19 protein-coding genes are annotated in these 17,217 nt (G+C 68.1%); 6 read left to right on the forward strand and 13 right to left on the reverse strand.

All coding sequences use genetic code 11. The features are described from left to right. Positions 1 to 30: 30 nt before the first annotated feature. The 10 genes from STBA_RS38840 to STBA_RS16540 form a co-directional block, all read right to left on the reverse strand. Complete coding sequence (locus STBA_RS38840) at positions 31 to 2,145, reverse strand: sigma factor-like helix-turn-helix DNA-binding protein (protein ID WP_077059984.1); 2,115 nt, start codon at positions 2,143 to 2,145, stop codon at positions 31 to 33. Continuing rightward, positions 2,135 to 2,980 carry a serine protease gene (locus tag STBA_RS16500; RefSeq protein ID WP_077059985.1) on the reverse strand — a complete coding sequence of 282 codons (846 nt, stop codon included), beginning with the start codon at positions 2,978 to 2,980 and terminating at the stop codon, positions 2,135 to 2,137. Before STBA_RS16500 ends, STBA_RS38840 begins: the two co-directional genes overlap by 11 nt. Further along, positions 2,977 to 3,294 carry a CU044_2847 family protein gene (locus tag STBA_RS36550; RefSeq protein ID WP_077059986.1) on the reverse strand — a complete coding sequence of 106 codons (318 nt, stop codon included), beginning with the start codon at positions 3,292 to 3,294 and terminating at the stop codon, positions 2,977 to 2,979. Before STBA_RS36550 ends, STBA_RS16500 begins: the two co-directional genes overlap by 4 nt. Positions 3,295 to 3,884: 590 nt before the next feature. Next, entirely contained in the window at positions 3,885 to 4,928 is a 1,044-nt protein-coding gene (locus STBA_RS16510) for a site-specific integrase (RefSeq protein WP_171987719.1), read from the reverse strand. Between the two features lies 1 nt (position 4,929). After that, a complete protein-coding gene (locus STBA_RS16515; RefSeq protein WP_077059987.1) occupies positions 4,930 to 5,142 on the reverse strand; it encodes an excisionase family DNA-binding protein in 213 nt (70 codons plus the stop codon). Then, the gene (locus STBA_RS16520) at positions 5,139 to 6,572 is read right to left on the reverse strand and encodes a replication initiator (protein ID WP_077059988.1); all 1,434 of its coding nucleotides are present in this window, start codon (positions 6,570 to 6,572) and stop codon (positions 5,139 to 5,141) included. The genes STBA_RS16515 and STBA_RS16520 overlap by 4 nt, the downstream gene beginning before the upstream one ends. Positions 6,573 to 6,701: 129 nt before the next feature. After that, on the reverse strand, positions 6,702 to 7,382 hold the full coding sequence (locus STBA_RS16525) for a DUF2637 domain-containing protein (RefSeq protein WP_077059989.1): 681 nt from the start codon (positions 7,380 to 7,382) through the stop codon (positions 6,702 to 6,704). Positions 7,383 to 7,421: 39 nt separating this feature from the next. Further along, positions 7,422 to 8,804 carry an FtsK/SpoIIIE domain-containing protein gene (locus STBA_RS16530; protein ID WP_079251969.1) on the reverse strand — a complete coding sequence of 461 codons (1,383 nt, stop codon included), beginning with the start codon at positions 8,802 to 8,804 and terminating at the stop codon, positions 7,422 to 7,424. Continuing rightward, positions 8,801 to 9,010 (reverse strand): hypothetical protein, encoded by a 210-nt coding sequence (locus STBA_RS16535; protein WP_077059990.1) that lies wholly within the window; start codon positions 9,008 to 9,010, stop codon positions 8,801 to 8,803. The genes STBA_RS16530 and STBA_RS16535 overlap by 4 nt, the downstream gene beginning before the upstream one ends. Then, positions 9,007 to 9,342 carry a hypothetical protein gene (locus STBA_RS16540; protein ID WP_079251970.1) on the reverse strand — a complete coding sequence of 112 codons (336 nt, stop codon included), beginning with the start codon at positions 9,340 to 9,342 and terminating at the stop codon, positions 9,007 to 9,009. The genes STBA_RS16535 and STBA_RS16540 overlap by 4 nt, the downstream gene beginning before the upstream one ends. 159 nt (positions 9,343 to 9,501) lie before the next feature. On the opposite strand from STBA_RS16540, the gene STBA_RS16545 reads away from it, so the two are divergent. Next, the gene (locus tag STBA_RS16545; protein WP_077059991.1) at positions 9,502 to 9,912 is read left to right on the forward strand and encodes a winged helix-turn-helix domain-containing protein; all 411 of its coding nucleotides are present in this window, start codon (positions 9,502 to 9,504) and stop codon (positions 9,910 to 9,912) included. Between the two features lie 1,138 nt (positions 9,913 to 11,050). Here STBA_RS16545 and STBA_RS16550 read toward each other — a convergent pair. Then, positions 11,051 to 11,332, reverse strand: a complete 282-nt coding sequence (locus STBA_RS16550; protein ID WP_077059992.1) for a hypothetical protein — start codon at positions 11,330 to 11,332, stop codon at positions 11,051 to 11,053. A gap of 178 nt (positions 11,333 to 11,510) precedes the next feature. After that, positions 11,511 to 11,825: a hypothetical protein gene (locus STBA_RS16560; protein ID WP_077059994.1), complete on the reverse strand. Its 315-nt coding sequence runs from the start codon at positions 11,823 to 11,825 to the stop codon at positions 11,511 to 11,513. A gap of 211 nt (positions 11,826 to 12,036) precedes the next feature. Here STBA_RS16560 and STBA_RS16565 point away from each other — a divergent pair, with 211 nt between their 5' ends. The 3 genes from STBA_RS16565 (at position 12,037) to STBA_RS37175 (ending at position 15,124) form a co-directional block, all read left to right on the forward strand. Continuing rightward, positions 12,037 to 12,753 (forward strand): XRE family transcriptional regulator, encoded by a 717-nt coding sequence (locus tag STBA_RS16565; protein WP_077059995.1) that lies wholly within the window; start codon positions 12,037 to 12,039, stop codon positions 12,751 to 12,753. 2 nt (positions 12,754 to 12,755) lie between these two features. After that, the gene (locus STBA_RS16570) at positions 12,756 to 13,226 is read left to right on the forward strand and encodes an NUDIX domain-containing protein (protein WP_077059996.1); all 471 of its coding nucleotides are present in this window, start codon (positions 12,756 to 12,758) and stop codon (positions 13,224 to 13,226) included. A 449-nt stretch (positions 13,227 to 13,675) separates the two neighbouring features. Further along, entirely contained in the window at positions 13,676 to 15,124 is a 1,449-nt protein-coding gene (locus STBA_RS37175; protein ID WP_143659498.1) for a hypothetical protein, read from the forward strand. A 228-nt stretch (positions 15,125 to 15,352) separates the two neighbouring features. On the opposite strand, the gene STBA_RS16575 is transcribed toward STBA_RS37175, so the two are convergent. Further along, positions 15,353 to 15,886, reverse strand: a complete 534-nt coding sequence (locus tag STBA_RS16575; protein WP_077059997.1) for an NUDIX hydrolase — start codon at positions 15,884 to 15,886, stop codon at positions 15,353 to 15,355. Between the two features lie 537 nt (positions 15,887 to 16,423). Between STBA_RS16575 and STBA_RS16580 the strand changes: the two genes are divergently transcribed. Together STBA_RS16580 and STBA_RS16585 are read left to right on the forward strand one after the other, a co-directional pair. Continuing rightward, positions 16,424 to 16,645, forward strand: coding sequence for a hypothetical protein (locus STBA_RS16580; protein ID WP_077059998.1), 222 nt, complete (start codon positions 16,424 to 16,426; stop codon positions 16,643 to 16,645). Beyond that, positions 16,632 to 17,042 (forward strand): PIN domain-containing protein, encoded by a 411-nt coding sequence (locus STBA_RS16585; protein ID WP_077059999.1) that lies wholly within the window; start codon positions 16,632 to 16,634, stop codon positions 17,040 to 17,042. The genes STBA_RS16580 and STBA_RS16585 overlap by 14 nt, the downstream gene beginning before the upstream one ends. Positions 17,043 to 17,217 lie beyond the last annotated feature (175 nt).

A 17,217-nucleotide genomic window follows, 5' to 3' on the forward strand; every position in this document is an offset into this window, starting at 1 on the left:
CGTGATATCGCACATTGCATGGCGAGTCTGTCAGTCCGTGCGCAGGCGTTCCCTGAGCCGGAGGCGGGCGGAGCGGGCGGCGGAACGGACGGCGGCCTCGCCGATGCCCAGGGCGTCGGCCGTCTCCTCGGTGCCGTAGCCGAGGCAGTAGCGCAGCACGAGCACGTCGTGCTGCCGCTCGGGCAGTTCGCCGAGGGCGCGCAGCAGGGCCGCGCCGTCCCAGGTGTCGCCGAGCGGGTCGACGGCATCGTGCAGCGCCTGGATCTGGGACGCCGCGGGGTCCGCAGGGAGCAACCGCCGGCCGCGGGCCCGCGCGACCGCGGCCGCGCGGTGCCTGAGCGCCTTCCAGGCGTCGGCGGCGGGGTGCTCCAGCTCCTCTGCCCCGGTCCGCTCCGTGAGCAGCTGGTCGAGCACATGGTCCGTCACCGACTCGGCTTCGCTGCGGCTGCCGAGATACAACTCGGCCCAGCGCAGGTAGACGGACCGCAGCCGCCGTACCTGGTCATTCGCAACGGTGAGCTTGTGCACCGACCGCCCCCCGTACGCCGCACCGGCCGGCGCCCACACCGCGGACCCGTCGCCGCCCGCCCCACGACGCAGGCGCCGCAGCGAGCTGTGGGCCGCCTCGGCGAGCCGCCACCGGCTCGGCCGCCAGGACCTGCCGGGGTCGGGCGCCGGGGGCCGCTGCCGTTCGCGCAGACTCAGCCGCCAGGCGGCGAAGCGGTCGCGGGCCGCGCTCGCGGCCGGCCCCGGGACACCCTCCAGCGCCACCTCGCCCTCCCACAGGGCAAGCGCCGACGCCGCGAGTTCGTGGGCGCGCGCCGAACGGCCGGCCCGCGCCTCGTCCTCGGCCTCCCGGGTCAGGCGGCCTGCCAGGTCGGCGTCCACCTCATCCCCCGGGGACAGCCGGAGCGCATAGCCTCCGGACTCGGCGAAGAGAACGTCCGGACGGCCGGCGTCCCACAGACTCCGGCGCAGGCGGGCGGCGTACGTGCGCAGCGCGGCAGGCGCGTGCGGCGGGACCAACTCGCCCCACATCGCGTCGATCAGCTCCCCGGCGGCGAGGCTTTCGCCGTGGCGCAGCAGGAGGGCCGTCAGCAGGGCGCGTTGCTGCGGTGAGCCGGCCGGAAGCCGCACGCCGCCGCACCGGATGCCGACTGGACCCAGGAGCGTGAACCACAGAGCGGGCGCCGGCGCGGTCCCGCGGGCGGCGGCGAAGTCGACGAGTTCGGCCGCGCGCCGCAGCCGGGCCTCCTCACCGGAACGGCTCGCGGTCTCGGCCTCCATGCCGGCGAGCGCGACCAGCGCGGCCCGTGCCTGCGGGTGCCCCCGCCCCAGCGTGGCGGCGGACTTCTGCGCCGCTACCGCGACGACCGCGGCGGCGCGTTCCATGCGTGCGACGGAGTCCTCCCGGCTCGCCAGGCGGAATTCCACCGTGGCCAGAGTCGTCAACGCGGAGAGACAGGAGGGGTGTTCGCCCCCGAGCACCCCGACCAGCCCGCGGCAGGCGTCGGCCAGGTCGTCGGCGAGACGCTCGCCCGTGGTGAGATCGCCCGACCGCTGGGCCTCCTCCGCGAGAACGGAGAGAACGACCACCCGGGTTTCGAGGCTTGCCGCACGGTCGTCCGCCGTCCCTGCGGGCCCCGTCGCCTTCTGCACTGCCTGCTGGACCTTCCGCGCGCGCACGGCCAGGGCGGCGGCGGCCCGGACGTCGCCGAGGCGCATCGCCACCGCCGCCTGATTCGCCAGCGTCCGCGCCAGGCGCGGGGAATCACCGGAGTCGTCCAGCCGCACCAGCCATAGCAGGACCGAGGCGACGTGCAGGTATCCCTGGTCGGCCAGCAGCATGGCTACCTGGTTGCGCAGCAGGCTGCGCGCCTCCTTCCCGGGCGCGGAGTCCGACCGCGCCCAGGCGGCGAGCCGCAACGAGCAGGAACGCACCACGTCTTCGGGGACGTCGAGGCTCTGGAGCAGGGGGACGGCGTACGCGAAGCGCCGGATATCGCGCGGCGGAGCCTGCCCGGCCAGGCCGCGGACGATGCTCCGGCCCTGCTCCTGCAGAACGACCCGGCAGTCCGCATCACCGCGGGCGGCCCGTTCGGCCCAATCGATCAGGTCCTCCCAGGACCCCGGCTCAGAGCGCATCCCGCCCCCCTGCCCCCAGCTGCTTCTCGATCAGCCTCCTGGCGACGTCGAGACTCAGCTCGGTCGCCTGCACGGGGTCGATCAGCCCGCGCTGCACCCACTGCCGGAAGGCGACGAGCAGGGACTCCGCCTCGGCGATGCCCCCGGTACCCGGGCCGTGACCGCCGTCCGGCGGCTCGGCCCGCCGCTCTCTCCCGGTCGCCGGGCGGAGCACGTCGACGAGGTGGGCCACGCCGAAGTAGTCGTCGAACCGCCGCATGGCCTCGGCGATCGTCGCGGCGAACAGCACGTTGGCGGCGCGCGGGCCGCCACCGGGGTCGCGGCTCAGCGCCTGTTCCAGCAGAATCCCCAGCACGAACGGCCCCCCGCGGTCGTCCGCCCCCTCGACGGGCCCGCCGGAGTAGCCCGAGTAGTCGCCCAGCTGCTGATCGACCGTGAGCTGCAGGGCCTCGATCGTCCCGCCCGCCTCGCACAGGTGGCGCGTCCGGTGATTCACCTGGCCGCTGAGTGCCACATCGCTCGGGAAAGGCCGGTAGGGGCTGCGCCAGCGGGCCCCGGGCGGGGCGACCTGTGCGAGCGGGAGCGGCAGCGTGATCTGCCGGGCATCATCGATCTCGACCAGCGCGAGGTCGGCTTCGTCGGCCGTGCGGCGCACCCTCGCCGGCACCCGCCCCCCGTCCGCCAGGGCGATGTCCAGCCGGCCGTCGAGCCCCCCGGCGCCGCGGAGGCAGTGGAGGGCCGTCAGCACGAAGTTGCGCGTGAGGAGGAAACCCGCTCCCAGGCGCTTCTCCTCGTGATAGAGATCGACCCAGTAGCCCGTCGCCGCCCGCGTCATGGCGCCTCTGCGGTCCGCTCCACGGTGAGGGTGACCTCGATGGACGCCTCCGCTGACGCCTTCGAGAGGATGATGCCGGCCTCCGCCGCCAGCGTCAGCCCGAAGGTGACTTCCACACTGGAGACCCCCCATCCGTCACGCGCGGGCGTCTGCGCCAGCGCCCGCCGGGCGATGTCCGATGCCTGCACGATGGCGGCTTGCACGTCCGCGGCCCGGTCGCCGAGCAGCTCCGACGAACGGGAACGCGCTCCGATCTGCCGCGCCCCTCGTGCATCCAACTCGGTCGTCTCGACCCGAACTTCGGGAACCGTCATCTCAGCCGCCCTCCCCCGGACTCGCCCCGGCCAGCGTACCGTTCCGCCGGGCCGGTGCAGGGGCGGGAAGCCGCTCGCCGCAATACGTTTGTCCGCCCCTCCGGTGCCGCACTAGCTCGCCGGTGTGGATCTCTGATCCCCCGCCTGGACGGCGCTGCGCGCCGCGGTCGCTCGGGTACCCGAGCAGTCTCACTGGCCGCAGGTGCCACCAATCCCTCGCCTGTGACGCACTCACCCGCCACCCGTCCCCCTCCATGTCGCCGGCGTCATGGACCGCGCTCATCCCGAATACCGCGGCCCCAGCATCGAACCCACCAACGCGCCCGAGGCCGGCGAGACCCTGAACGGCGAGTAGAGGGCCCCGGGCAAGCCGCTCCATGCACCGTCCCGATCGAGTGTGCAACGGCCGAGGAGATCTGGGACATACCTCGGCTGCGGCGCCCGCTGGAGGGTTGCTGACCAGGCTCCTTGCCACGATGCGAGTTACGAGCAGGCCGCCGGAGCGGAGCGAGGCCCTCTCTGACGGATGCTCCTGCCCGCGCGGGGCACGGGTGTCTCGCGCAGAGGAACACAGTAGATGTATGGCTCACTCAGCTCGGGTGGGGGTCAGCCGCTCGCCAGCGAGCAGCCGACCGACTGGACCAAGGGCCCCTGCTCGAGCGGCGGTGAGCCGGTGTTCCTCGGCGGCAGGGAGATAGCCGAGGCCCGTTCCTCCGTGTGGGCGGGGTGAGCAGCTGCGGGCCCGTCCCACGGCCGTGTCGAATACGCGAGAAAAAAATCGTCAACCCAAGCGAGCCGCTGGATATGTGCTGGTCAGCGGGCCGTGAACTCGTGTCGGCCAGGTGCCTTCTAAGCACCTGCTCCATGAAGGCCGGCAGCACGACGAACCGCTTCCCCGCGTCCGACTTGGTGTCGCCGACGACCCGCCGCCCGGTGGTCAGCTCCGGAGCGGCCCGCCGTACCCACACGCCCACGGCGTCCAGGTCCACATCCGGCCGCCGCATCTCCGCTTGCTCCTCGGGCCGCAGCGGGCCGTACGCGGCGAGGTAGACCATCAGGCACCAGCGCGGCCCCATCACGTCGGCCAGCGCGTCCACCTGGGCCACGGTCGCCACCGGCCGCTCAGCCGCGGACTCCTTGCCCGCGCCCCTGATCCGGCACGGATTGCGGCGGATCAGCTCATCATCCGTCGCCGTCTCAAGAATCGCCTTCAGCAGCCGGTAGGACTTGGCCACCGTCGTCGCGCCCGTCTTCTTCAGCAGTTCCGCCCGCCAGGTCCGCACCCGGGGCGCGGTGATCTCGTCCAGGTCGAGTCCGCCGAAGTGCGGCAGGATGTGCAGCCGCAAGAGCCGCCGGTACAGCTCCTCGGACGTCGCCGCCAAGTCCCGCTCATCGACCCACTGAACGGCGTACTCCCCGAAGTTGACCACCCCGGCATTCGGATCTTGCCACTCCCCACGCCGCATCTCCGTCTTTTTCTCGGCCAGCCAGTCATCCGCGTCACCGCTGGTTTCGAAGGTGCAGTCCGCCGGACGCATGACACCGTCCGGACCGGGATACCGAGCCTGCCAGCGCCCGGACGGCAACTTGCGAATGGCACCGAACCGGCGCCGCCTGCCCTTGGCGTTCGCCATCTCAGGCCACCTTCCCGAAGCGGGACCGGCGCCGCTGATTGGGGCGCACGGTATTGGCCTCCACGAAGGCGGCAAGCGCGCTCTCCGAAATCCGGACGTGCCGCCCCACCTTGACGAACGTGATCCGCCGTTCCGCGATCAGCCGCCGGGGGAAGCGCGCGGTGGTGCCCAGCACCTCCGCCACCTGGTCCACACTCAGGTAGCGGTCCCTCATCGGTCCGCACCACCCTCCGCGAACAGCCGGACCAGGTTCCGTTCGTGCCGCACGGTGGCGGTCAGCAGTTCCTCACCCGGTCGGTAGCCGGTGCCCAGGTAGGCCATGGAGGACTCGACGACAAGCGTGCCCCCACCCGCATCCAGGCCCATCCGCTCGTGTGCCTGCTCGCGGCGCCAGGCGCGGCGCACGTCGCGCAGGGCCCCGAGCGTGGTGGAGTAGCGGCGGGACTTGGTGGAGAAGTGGCCCCGGAAGCCGAGCATGTGGGCCCACTTCCAGAGCTTGAGGCCCGCGAAGTCCGGCAGCTGTCCCAGCTCCCAGCACGTCCGGATCATCTGGCGCACGTGTTCCACGACGGGCAGCGAGGCGACCGGGCGGCTCAGGCCGGTGCCCTCACACGGCCGGCAGGCGTTGCCCGCCCGCTGTCCGCGCCCGTCGCAGGCCGAGCAGTGCAGCGGGTAGTCGATGGTCCCGGCGGATTCGGCGCCTTTCGTCGCGTACTTGGCGACGTAGGCAGCAACCGCCTTGTCCGTGAGTTCCGCCCCGCCGCCGAAGCCCGCGATCTCGCGGACGTCCAGCTGGTTGCCCCACCGGAGAGTCCGTTCGCCCACCGCGTCGGAGGAGACGGTCAACTCGACGCGGCGCGCGGCTTGCCGTACGGCGCGCGCCAGCACATCCGCCGTGGCGTAACCCGGGGGCGCTGCGTCGCAGCCGTCGGGACCGTCGAAGCGGATCACGGCATGGAAGTGGACCATGCCGCGCCGCTGGTACTCAGCGACCTTGGCGAAGGACACCCGCAGGACCGCCTTCAGCGCCTTCTGTGTCATGTCGAGCAGTGCGGCGACTTCGCGGCGCAGGTAGGTGGTGAAGCGGGCCCACAGCGCGGAGGCGTGGACGTTCCACAGCACGGCGCCCGCGTAGTCGTAGGTGGCCGGGTCCACAGGAGTTCCCAGGACCGGGGCGTCCGTGCCGTGCCATGCGCCGCAGCGGCAGGGCAGCCGCCGCCCGGTGGGCGTGGTGGGGCGGGTGTGGACCGGGCCGAACGACGGCGCGGTGAGCGTGGCGAACACGCGCGGGTGGGTGCGCACGCTGTCCGGAACGTTCTTGCCGCCGGTCAGTCCGGCGCGGATCAGGTGGAAGGTGTCCGCGGCGTAGCGGCGTGAGCAGGAGGGGCAGCGGGAGGATCGGCGGTTGCCGCAGGGGACCAGGAGGCGGCCGGTCGGTTCGTCGGCGGTGTTGAACGTGTGCAGGACTTCGCCGGTCGTTCCGTCCACGGTGCTGCTCTGGCCGACGAGCCGCACGGGGCGGGTGCAGCCGGACACGCTGGTGACCTGTGCGCGTACTCGGTCGAAGTCGTCGAGATCGGCCAGCTCCACCAGGTCCCGTATAGCGGGGCTGGTGAGGTGCGGCGGAATGGTCTGGGGTGTCATGCTGAGGTGTCCTCCGAGGGATCGGTAGGGCACCCGGCCCGGGACGGCGAGCTCGCAGGCAACAGACGTCCCGGGCCGGGGCTTTGGCGTTCGAGTGCTTGAGTCCGAGCGGACGGGTTGGCCAGCGGCTCAGGCGGAGAGCCGGGCGTGCGCGGCGAGGGCGACGGGCAGGGCGACGCCCAGCCGTGCGGCGAGTTGCGCGGGGGTGATCGGTTCGCCGTGTTCGGCTCGGTGGGTCTCGGCTATGCAGCGGGCCGCCGCCAGCAGCGGGCCCGGCACGGCCGGAGACCGGGGAACGGGGGGCGGCTCGTTGACCGGAACGTCGGGCAGGGCGGGCGAGGCCGGTTCAGGAGCCGGGGCCGGTTCGGGGGCCGGTCGCGGCGCCGGGTCCGGTTCCGGTACGGCTTCCGTTGCGGTGTGGAAGTGGCGCAGGAGTTGCGGGCCGACCTGTCCCCATCCGAGCAGGAGGATCGGAGCGACCGCGTCGAGTGCGGCGCGGCCGTAGTGCCCGGTCAGGATGGGCTCAGCGACGTTGAGTGCCAGGGTCAGCAGCCCGGACAAGTGCATGAGCCGGGTAGCCCCCTTGAGTTCGGAGGCCGGCACGCCGCGCAGGGACAACGCGCGCAGGCCGACCAGGAGCCCGAGGACCGACAGGTCCACCATGGGGGCGATCAACGGGGCAATCGGTCGGGGCACGCCGAGGCGGAGCGCCAGCGCCCAGACGTTCCCGAAGGAGAACACGAACGCCAGAGCGGCGATCAGGGCCATGACCACGGTGACGACGCGTTGTGTCATCCGGTCGTGTGCCATGAGGGTTTCACCTCCTTCCTGTCGTCGACGCGGTCAAGTTCAGGCGGCTTCCGCGCCGTGTCCCGCTGTCCCGTTCAGCAGGGCGGACGGGTTGCGCGTGAGGTGCGCGGTCTCAGCGGCGATCCGGGCCGTGTGGGCGTCGTCCACGTACGGCGTGCGGACCCGGGTGAAACCCTCGCGCCCCTGCACCGTCATGACGGCCACGCCCACATAGGTGGGGTCCTGCAAGGCGACCGGGCTGACGTCCGGCCAGTTGCGGATGTCCTCACCGAGGGCGGCCACGGCTGCCTCGATGGTCTTCTGTGCGAAGCTCAGCCCGACCGGGCACACGTCGCGGATGAACGTGGGAATCGCGTCGCCAGTCGCCTTCTGCGTGGCCAGGATGACGAGGATGCCCACGGACCGGCCCTTCTTCACCAGGTCCTCGACGAGCCGGGCGTTCTCCGCCGCGAGCGCGGCGAGCTTCTTCGTCGCCGGGTCGCTGCCCTTGTGCTCGCGGAAGAAGGTGTGCGCTTCATCGATGATCAGCACGACCAACGGCCAGGACGCCCGCGGACCGCAGTGCCACATGTTCCGCACACCCAGCGCCGAGCGGATAGCCGCCGCTCGCGCCCGCCGCAGCTCCACCATGCGACTGAACAACTCGTTGCCCGCCGCCAGGTCGTCACCGACGAAGGAGAACAGCCGGTCAGCCACGTCCGCGTAATCACCCTCCGCCGCCGTTGACGCCTTGCCGTCCGCCACCGCGAACTGCACCGCAGGCGACGGCGCCAGGTCGCAGACCAGCTTGTTAATCAGCGAGGTCTTACCGAAGCCAGGCAGACCGGCCACGGTCACCCCGGGCACTTCGGCCAGGCTCACCACCACGTCGGAGGCGTACTCGTCCAGCCCCAGGGCCCACCTGCTGACCACCTCCGGCACCTCACCGGAGGGAACGTGCTCGGTCGAAGCCGCCAGCGGATCATGCCGCACCCCGCGAATGCGGACCGTTCCGGGCCCGTCTGGCAGCACCGACACCCGGGCGCACCGCCACGCGTCCGCCAGGTAGGACGCCGCCTTCTGGTAGTCCGACAGACCGACCCGGGGCAACGTCTGGGCCCGCACCTCCACGCCGAACCGGTCGGACCGCACACGGATCTTCGGCACCACAACGCGCGGCTCAGGCCGCTTCCCCTGCCCGCCGTTGACGCCCGCGCCCACCTGCGCCAGCGCAGTGGGCGTCCTGTCCGTCACCGTCAACCCCTGCATACGCGCAAGGCGACGCCATCCGGACCGGACACGTATCGCCTGCCGCATGCTGGCCCGCATCATGCGATCGGCGCGCACGTAGAGCACCGTCCACACCAACAGCCAGACGAGCAGTGCGGCAAGCACCGCCCCGGCAACCGTCGGGGCCAGTCCAACAATCTCCACCGGGGTCATATCTCAGTCCCCCCGGGAGTCGGCCGGTACAGGAACCGGAACAACGACATCTGGAGTTCCACCAGGTCGCCACCGCTGATGACCGGCGGGTAGCCGTGCCGTTCGATCACGCGGCACACGTCGAACAGCAAGCCGACCGTGAAGCGCGGATCGTCGTCACCGTCCAGCGGCGGGACCGGGTAGACGCGTTCGGATTCGGTGCTCACTTGACCGCCTCCACGGCTTCCGCGCGGTAAGCGATGCCGTCACTGAGCTGACCGTTGAAAATCCGCGCCCACGGAAGCGCGATCAGCCCCACCGGGCGAACCGGCGCCCCCTGCGCCAGCCCGTCCGACAGGCCCGACTCCGGAACGGTGATCTTCAGGACGTCCGCCCGTCCGGCCAGCATCTCGACCACACCGACCGTGTACAGCGTCTCCCCCGTCTCACGATGGGTCGCGATCTCCCCCGTTTGCGGGTCCTTCACCTTCGGAGCCGCCGGGGTCACCAGCAGGCACGAGGACTGAGAGATGTCCTTCTGAATCGGGTGCATGGCCATGGTTCTTCTCTCCTCACCTTGGGGTCGCGGTCACGACCAAGACCGATAGTGCACTAGGTGCGCTAGCGCGTCAACTCTGCTGCGCGACCTAGCTCAGTGAGGACGTGATCCTCCCTGGCATAGCTGCGCTGAGCCAGCTAGGCGGGCTACCCTTCGGACATGAAGCTTCCGCAGCACTCGGGCGCCCCGCCCTACCGGCTGGTCGCGGATGCCATTCGGCAGATGATCAGCAGCGGCCGGCTCGCCCCGGGAGACAAGGTGCCGTCCTCGCGCGAACTCGAAGCCGAATACGAGATCGCGAACATGACGGCCCGCAGCTCACTCCGCCTACTGCGCGAAGAAGGACTGATCTACTCCGTCCCGGGCCGGGGCAACTTCGTGGCCGACCCGCCCCCGTCCGGGGCCACGCGCGTGGGCGCTGGCGAGGCCCCGGAGGGAGGGCGTGAACTGGGCAGCACGGAGTATCAGGAACTGTCGGCGCGCCTGAACGAACTGTCCGGCCGCGTGGACCACATGACGACCCTGCTTGAACGCGTCATCGAGGAGCGTTCACGGCCGGACGCGACGTAGCAGGCTCAGCCACGAGCCTGGCGATCAGCCGTTCCAGCCGGTCCACCTTCACGGCCAGTTCCTCCACCCTCGCAGCGATCAACTGCCTCTCTTCCACGCTCATGCCGCCCGCTATGCGGCTCGCGTCGTCAGCCATCCTCGTTCCTCCCGTACTCGGCGCAGAGCCACGTCACCACGCGCACCCCGGCTTGGTGCGGCCGGAGTTTTCTGTTGATCCGCGCAGTCGACGCGTCTCCTCTTCGCCCGGGACAAGGGGCGGCGTCAGCCCTTGAGTGACCGCATGCACCTGTGGTCCGCATCACATCTCCGGTTCTTTTTTGACGGCCTGCATGAGGACCAAGGAACTTGAGCGACGCGTTTGTGACCGCCGCTCCGGACTTTTCTACGGCGAGTTCTGTCCCAGTCAGGCCTACGCGACCCACGGGCGCCGACATCCCGCAACGCAAGGCGGCCCGCGTGCGCTTGAGGCCCCCGAGGCACGCCCCCACGCTGTTCAAAGTTTCTCTACTTGATCAAGGCGGCCCGCACAGCGGGCCGCGCGGCGCGGCGCCTCGGCCGCCGCCCGCTCCTGTCTGCCGCCCCGCTCAGCGCCGACCGTGCCGCTCGCGCCGCCAACCTCGAACCGCCGTCCAGTCCGAGCCACTTGCACGAGGCAAGGCCGGGGCACCCGCACACCCGTGAACGTTCGCGCTCCCTGGTTGCTCGCGCTCCGCGTGCGGCACCGTCCGTCAACGCCCACCGGTGGGCAACAACAGCGCCGCGTCGCGATCCCTACCGCGGACCGTGACGAGAAAGACGGAGAAGCGCGGTACCGGCCGGCGGCACTACAGGCAGCCACGCGCACCTGCGTGCGCAGCGAACGGCATCGTCGTGGCGGACGTTCGTCGGTCGGGGCATCGTCTGGGATTGTGGGGGCCACGGGCTCGTTCGGCGCCTGCTGAACCACGGCGCGCATCGCTGGACTTACTCGCATCCTGGGGTCTTCACACCTCCCTGTTCCAGGGGCGGCGGATCGCAGGACACGACCGCAGCCCCGATACCATCGGTACCGGGGTTCTGCGGAATCCCGACCGGACCACCTCGGTAGCTGCCCAGGCCAAGGGGTGGTCCGGCCTTCTTCGTTCTCTGTCAGGGCCGTCTATGTGGCGGAGTCGCCGCCTTCCAGCTCGTAGAGCGGGTGACCCGGTGCCGGGAACACGTGCCAGAACCATTGCGTAGTCAGGCGGAATTGGCGGTGCGTGATGTTCCGTCCGGTGTGCTGTAGCGCCCACATCTCCACGGGTCGTGGCTCGTTGTCGACCATCTCCGACTCGGCACCGCAAGTGACGCATTCGACGCGGAAGATCGCCCGCGGTGCACCCTCGGCCGTCTCCTCCGCCAGGGTCCATTCCGCCGCCTTGATGACGGCCCGCGGACTCATCGCGACACCTCCGCCGCGTGAGGCACAGGCTTGAGACGTGGGCGCTTCGCCTCCCACTCGCGCCCGCCGCCCACCGGGCGCAACCACACCCGCTCGCCGTGCAGATCCATGACGCGCCCCACCCCTCCGCACGACGTGTCGACCACGACGACGCCCACGGCGACAGGCGTTACCCGGGTCACCATGCCACCTCGATGCCGTGAATCCGGTGAGCGCCCACGTCGATGCCGTGCGAGGCGAACCAAAGCGCTTGCCGCCGTTCCCGACGCAACCGCCGCTCACGCCGTTCCTCAGCCGCCACCAGGTACGGCCGGACCAGCGCGGTCCCCGCCACGTGCTCACGCGACGCGGCCCCCGGAACAGCCGCGATCGTGACCGTCGGACGGTCAGTCTTGTCGCCCACAGCGTCGTTTTCGGTCGCCCTGTGCCGTCCGGGCGGCGGAAACAGCCAAGTCAGCAGGGGATCGAGAATCCAGGCGATACAGTGCGGCACGTCGGCGCTCCTTCTCAGCGTTGGCCACTCCCCGGGCCGTCCACCACGGCTGCGGGGGCTTTACGTTGCGTGATCATCGCGTCGGCCAACGGGACGTCGGAACAACCGCGTTACCCCACTTCGGGACGTCCTGCATGATGGGTAACGTCCCTAGTGCCGTCCCGACGTGTGGGGAGAGACTGTGCCGCCGAACGAGAGACTGCGAGCTGTCATGACGGCCGGAGGCTGGACGTACGCCACCCTCGCGCGGAAGGTCGACGTGGACCCCAAGTCCGTCGAGCGCTGGGTGAACCTGGGTCGTACGCCGCGCCGGACGACGGCCACCACGGCAGCGGAGATCCTGGGAGAAGACGTGCACGCACTATGGCCGGCGCTTCGCCAGTCCCGCCCCGCCCGCGCGGTCAGCCCGGAGCTGGTCGCCCTCCACGAGAAGCGCGCCGATGTCCCCACCTCGGCGTTCGTGGACCTGCTCACCCAGGCCGGCGAACGAATCGACGTCCTGGTCTACGCCGCCGTGTTCCTCCACGAGGCGTATCCGCGCTTCAACGACCTGCTCCGCGAACGAGCTGCCGAAGGCTGCATCATCCGTATCGCCATCGGGGACGCCGACAGCACGAACGTCCAGCAGCGCGGCCACGAGGAACGGTTCGGGCACGGCATCGAGTCCCGTTGCCGCTTGGCCCTCATGCACTACCGCCCGCTGATCGGCACCCCGGGCATCGAGGTGCGCACGCATGAGACCACGCTCTACAACTCGATCTACCGTGCGGATGACCAGATGCTTGTCAACGCCCACGTCTGGGGCGTGAACGCTTACGGTGCCCCTGTCTGGCACCTCCGCCGCAACGACGGCAGCGGCATGTTCGACACGTACGCCCAGAGCTTCGACGCCGTCTGGGAAACCGCAACCCCCGCCGAGGACAACTGACCATGGCACGCACCGAGTACTACGACGACCCCAACGCCCCCGAGCCCAACAGCATGGTCGTCGCAGCATCCGCAGTCGTCACCAACGACGAGGGCCACATCCTCCTGCAACGCCGGCGGGACAACGACCTATGGGCCCTACCCGGCGGAGCCATGGAGATGAACGAATCCCTGCCCCAGGCCGCCATCCGCGAGGTCAAGGAAGAAACCGGGCTCGACATCGAGATCACGGGCCTGGTCGGCACCTACACCGACCCCCGCCACATCATCGCCTACACAGACGGCGAAGTCCGCCGCCAGTTCAACATCTGCTTCCGCGCCCGCATCACCGGCGGCCAACTGGAAATCTCCGACGAGTCAACAGAACTTCGCTTTGTTGCCCCGGATGAGCTTACCGACCTTGCCATACACCATACGCAAATGAAGCGGATTCACCACCATCTCAACAACAGAGATACTTCACATCTTGGCTGACTGCCGACACCAATAACCGCTAACGAATCAACGGTTCGAATTTTCCGGAATGACCGAAAGAAACGGGCACTGCGATAATAAACCACATCGACCACCGCCAGGAGCCTTTGATTTTCCAACTCGTCATCATTTTGGTGAATGAGCAGGCACCCTTCCTGCAGCCCAGGTGCTCCAGGGACAGGGAGCGACGCACACGGCAGTGTGGCTTTCCACACCAGTGATTCACACTGGCGTGCGATCGATGGGCGCCGCACTCTGTGCGGCTCCGCAGGACTCGGCGAGCGCTGTTCAGCACGAAGGCCCTGACTTGCAGTAACGCTGACGGAAGTGCAAGAGAGCGCAGACGAGCGTCCGCGCGCCCTCCTGCGTAGGCGGTCTTGTCCTAGGCCGACAGCCGATCTACGGTCTTACGGATGAAGGTCACTGCCACACAGTGGAGGAGAAGGGAAGTGAACCTCAGCTTCAAAGAGCTGGTAGACACTCTGGGAACCCCTTCGAAGCTAATTGTGAGGTCCACGCCACAGTTGGCAGCCGATGTAGAACAATATGCGCGCGAGCGTGTTGGGCCAAAGCGCAAGAGTTCGTATATGTATCGTAAGCGACTGGAGGCAGTTGACACCAGGCTACTTACTGGCATGGAGTCGAGTCCAGCAGAAGTACTACGCGAACTAGGTCTCGCGACCACCTTCGTCGCCGCTTCACCATTTGCTGATATCGCGCGCCACTGGGCACACGTCCGCTACTGTGCCACGCTGAGGCAGACACCAAAACAAACGCTGGCCCTCAGCAAGACGGGGGCCGACATTGTGCACCACCACAAGGTGGCCCAGTCCGAGCAGATCGGAATTGGCTTGGCCCTGGTCGTGGCCAAACAAATTCTGGAACGCAAGTACCCCGGCTGGATTTTTTCAAGCGTAGACGTTGACACCACATTGGCAGCAGGATTTCTCGATGGAGTAGGCCCGGTCCGACAAAAGAACAAAACGACAATGCGCCCCGATTATTTCCTTATCGGGCGTCACGCAAGTGGCAATACAGCCAATTGCAAGGTGTTCGTTCTGGAGTGCAAGGGAACCCACGGAAGCGCCTATCACTCTAGACAGCAAATGGCCACTGCGTCACTACAGGTGGGTTCCGTAGAAGTAGCGTCTCGAACGCTTCCGAGTCTAATCGTCGCCTCCCGCCTTTCCGTGTCGGGGGTAGAGATCGATGTCCTAGACCCGCCAGGGGAGGAGGACTTGTGGTCTGGCGAGCCGGAACAGTTTGACGAGCTCGTCGTCGAGAATCCGGAATCACCCCAGTGGACATCAGGCCAACCAACCTTTGAGCAATTCACCAAGCGGAAAAGCGACTTGCTTGGAATTTCTCAAGATGAGATATTGGCATCACAGGACGAGCGCACCAAGTTCGAGGAGATCCAACAAGATCTGCCTGTGGTGTTCAATATCCCCGGGAGCGGCAAACCATGGCTCTTTCGCACTCTCGCCAGAAACGCGGCGCATGCCACACTCAGGTTCGCCGGTGACAATAAAGCAGCCGCAAAGTTTGCAACGCCTAGGGTCGCAGCACAGCGCTCACTCCCTCTAGATGAGCCGATCGCGGAGTGGCACGACTCGATGATTGGCTCTGAGATCAGAATCGGCTCGCGCGATTTCGTGGGCGTGAAATACTCCATGCCCATTTTAAATGGGAAATCTTTCGAAATTTTCAGAGGCGTCGAAAAGGAGCTGTACGAACGACTTCGGCAAGGGAAAGTGAGCGCCTATCTGAGCCACGCGCACCGGCTGCGCGAGGAGTGGCAAGGCCGCCCAGAAGTGTACGGCAGGCGCCGGGCCAACAACGACGCAGTATCTGTGGGGAATGATGGCACTGTGATCAAACTTCGCATCAAAGATTGAGCGAATACCCATGCGCCGCAAAGCAGAAGATCTTCACCCGAAGGATAGGTTTCCTGGCTTCACTGTGCCGGATGCATGCCCCGATGGGGCAGCGATCACGGCTCACAAAGATGCTTTTTAGCCCTGCTCTGCCAGCTGCGCGAGTTCCATCAGTACCTCGCCTTCTACCGCAAGGTACCTGCCGCTGTGGCATTCGAGGCGCGACTACGCTCGACGCTCCGCTGAACGTCAACGAAGCGCGTCGTCCATGAGGACATAGAGCAAGCCGACGAGTGATCCACTGCTGATGATCTCGCGCCGGTCGATCATGTCGCGCACACGGTCAAGCGGTATCCACTCGATGCGGTCCGATTCGTTCTTCTCCGTCGGAGGCCCGATCTGTGTGGCCACGTCGGCACGGAACACGTAGTGCTGCGAGTCCGTGATGCCGTTCGCAGGTTCGGCGTAGATCAACGGCTTCATCGGTCCGGGGCGCCAGCCGGTTTCTTCCTCGACCTCACGGGCCGCAGCTTCCTCGGGAGACTCGCCTTCCTCGATCAGCCCCTTAGGCAGCTCCCAAGCCCACCGATCCGTGATGAACCGGTGCCGCCACATCAGCAGAACCTCACGCTGCTCGTTGACCACGGCCGCAACGGCGAGATGACGCAGTCGCACGACGTGATGTTCCCATCGCCGCCCGTCAGGCTGCTCCACGTCGATGAGGTCAAGGTTGACCCACTGGTTCGCGTAGATCCGTCGCTGTCCGTGCTTCTTCCACTGCATGAGTCGCCCCGCTCGCCGCGAGCCCAGCATGTCAGAATGCCAGGTCCACGCGGATGGCAACCCAGCCACGGCGCCGAGTCAGTCACGAACAGCCGCACCAGAAGCGCACCAGATCGAGCGGTAAACGCCGGTCAACACAGGTCTACGACAGCCTACCAACCGACCCCCACACCGCGACGTTTCCGCAGGTCACAGGAGCTATCGGCACTGCCAGGCGCGGTGATTCCCAAGCTCAGAGCGCGAGTTCGATTCTCGTCGCCCGCTCCAACGGTTAAGGCCCAGGTCAGGGACACGATCCCCAACCTGGGCCGTTGTGTTGTCCAGACCAATTTATGAGCCGCGTGCCCGTTGCGTGCCCGATCCATCGGCGTGCCCCTTCTGCTCAGGGGCCATCTCTCATTCCACCGACCTGGTGCGTCGAGCGCCGACGCTCTCAGCGTCACCTCCGGGCGGCCTGCGTTCTCGCCTCTACACCACCGGCAGCGACGTCCGAGCGCTATCGTGGTTGAGGAGCCGTGCGCAGTAGGGAGAGCCGTCATGAGTGCCGCCCGTGACTACAGCGATCTGTACGACCTCATCGAGCGCCTTGAGCCCGAGCAGGTCGAGGAACTGCGTCGGCATGCCCTGCGCCTCGTCGAGATGCCTCGGCGGAGTCGGTTCCGGGTCCTGAAGAGCTTCGAAGGCCCTTCGACGGATCTCGGAGCCCGCGCCAAGGAGATCGCTCGCGAGGAGCTGGGCGAGCCGGATGCTGATCGTTGACACCGGACCGTTGGTCGCCCTTTTGAACCAGAACGACCCGGACCACGAGAGCTGCGCCGATCTGCTGGAGTCCCACGACGGCGAGTTGCTCATCACTCCGTACGTTCTCACTGAAACCTGCTACCTGCTCGCCAAGTACGTAAGCCCTGACGCAGAGATCAACCTTGTCGAGGCCATTTCCGCCGGCGACCTCGTCCAGACAACAACCGAGCAGGACGATCTTGCCCGCATGGTGGAACTCATGAAGCAGTACCGAGGCTTTCCACTCGGCATCGCCGACGCCTCGGTGATCGCGCTTGCGGAGCGGTTCAAGGTTTCCAGTGTCGCCACACTGGACCACCACCACTTCCACGCCATCACACCTCGGCACACCACAGCCCTGACCCTCCTGCCCTGACACGAGCAGCGTGCCAGAACGGGCGGGGAGCCACGGTCAACGAGGGGCACGACGCAACGCGCCAGACGGCTGCCCGAGGTAGCGTTCGTGCAGGTAGGACCCCATGCCCCGCTCGTTTGGCACGGTGATTCCCAAGCTCAGAGCGCGAGTTCGATTCTCGTCGCCCGCTCCATAG

The sequence above is a fragment of the Streptomyces sp. MP131-18 genome, assembly GCF_001984575.1.
GTDB classification, from domain to species: domain Bacteria; phylum Actinomycetota; class Actinomycetes; order Streptomycetales; family Streptomycetaceae; genus Streptomyces; species Streptomyces johnsoniae.